Annotated in this window: 1 protein-coding gene; it reads left to right on the top strand. The window is 65.3% G+C overall.

The genetic code is table 11. The annotated features are described in order from the left end of the window. Positions 1-63 precede the first annotated feature (63 nt). On the top strand, positions 64-1,943 hold a 1,880-nt coding region (locus EN879_RS33795; protein WP_164774758.1), incomplete at its 3' end, for a PAS domain-containing hybrid sensor histidine kinase/response regulator.

Raw genomic sequence — 1,943 nt, 5'->3', positions numbered from 1 at the left:
ATCCGCTAAAATTGGAACGATCCGCCGCAATTTTCCATAAGCTCTGTCTGGCAAGAATTTCGCATGATCGCGCAATCCGGCAGCCAACAGGCGGACACTGGCGACGATGTCGATGCGGTGCTCCCGCCGGCGTCGACGCGGCGCTTCGTCGCCGCGCCGCCGCTGGTGCCCGAGCCGGAATTCTCCAGGCGCGAAGGCCTGTCCTTTCTGACATTCGTCGCCATCGTGGTGATGGCCGGGCTGGCGCACCTGACCGGGGCACCGATGTTCATCAGCGTTGCATTGCTCGCAACCGGCCTAGCCGGCCTTGCCATGCATCTGCGCGCCAGGCGGAGCGAACATCGCACCGCCGCCCTTCTTGACGAAACCACGGCCCGCAGCCGCGCCGAGATCGAGACGCTGGCCGACCGCATGTGGGAGATGCAGGAGAGCGATGAGCGCTTTCGTGGCCTGATCGACGCGCTTGGAGATCTCGTCATCCATCGCGACCGCGACGGCTACATCGTCTATGCCAACAAGGTCTTCGCCGATCTCGTCGAGATCGACCAGCGCGATCTTGCCGGCAAGACCCTGGCGGAACTCGGCATCGAGGTCGGCATGGTTCCCGATGCCGCCTTTTCCGACCATGAGTGCCTGAGTTCCACCGATGTCTCTATCAGCACGCCGAGCGGGCAGCGCTGGTTCTCCTGGATCGAACTGTCGGTGCGCGACAAGGACAGTGGCGCGGTTTCGCACCGCGCCATCGCCCGCGACATCACCGCCCGCAAACGCGCCGAGTCCTCGCTGATCACCGCACGCGAACGGGCCGAATATGCCAGCCAGGCCAAATCGCGTTTCCTCGCCACCGTCAGCCATGAAATCCGCACCCCGATGAACGGCATCATGGGCATGGCCAGGTTGCTCGCCGACACCAGCCTGTCGCCGGAGCAGCAGACCTATGTCGGCGCCGTCTCGACCTCAGCCAGCGCATTGCTTGCCCTGATCGAGGATCTTCTCGACTATTCCAAGATCGAAGCCGGGCGTTTCGACCCGGAGCCGCAGCCGATGTCGGTGCGCGAGATCGCCGACAACATCATCGAATTGCTGGCGGCGCGCGCCTTCGCCAAGGATATCGGGCTGGGTTGTCATGTCGAACCCGACGTGCCGCAATTGATCACCGCCGATCCAGGCAAGGTCAGGCAGGTGCTTCTCAACCTCATCGGCAACGCCATCAAGTTCACCGACAGCGGCGGCGTGCTGGTGAGCATTGCACGCGCACGCACCGAAACCAGCGACCGCATATGCTTTACCATCGCCGATACCGGTCCGGGCCTGCATGATGCCGACCTGGAGCGCATTTTCGAGGAGTTCGAGCAGGCCGACGGCACGTCGACACGCACACATGGCGGGGCCGGCCTCGGCCTTGCCATCTCCAGGCGCCTGGTGGCCGCCATGGGTGGCACGATCTCGGTATCCAGCCGGCTCGGCCAGGGATCCGAGTTCGTCTTCGAAGTCCCTGCGACAGCGGCCACCGAAGCGCCGCAGGGCCGCCAGAATGCTCTCTCGGGCAGACGCGTGGTGATCCTGTCGAAGAACGCCGTCGAGGCCGACGCCATCGCCCGCACCATCCGTGCCAACGGTGGCGCGGTCGACATCGCCACCACCGCCGCACAGGCCGCGCCTTTCGCCGCCGGCTGCGACGCGATCCTGGTCGATGCAGCGATGGAGGAAGGCGACGGAAGGCTGCTCAAGCGCCTGCGCCAGAGCGGTTTCTCCGACTGTGAGGCGATCACGCTGATCGCGCCGACAGATCGCGGCATGCTTGGCGAGTTCCGCGCCAGCGGCTACGCAACCTTCCTGGCCAGGCCGGTGCGCGGCGGAACACTTTTGCGTGTACTGTTGAGCAGCCATGCTCCGAGCCTCGGCCCGCCGCAGCCGGAAAAGCGCGGCGCGCCGACACCTGT

Source organism: Mesorhizobium sp. M7A.F.Ca.AU.002.02.1.1, assembly GCF_003998535.1.
GTDB lineage: Bacteria > Pseudomonadota > Alphaproteobacteria > Rhizobiales > Rhizobiaceae > Mesorhizobium > Mesorhizobium ciceri.
The sequence above is the reverse complement of the archived record's forward strand: the minus strand, read 5'-3'. Positions and strand labels throughout refer to the sequence as shown.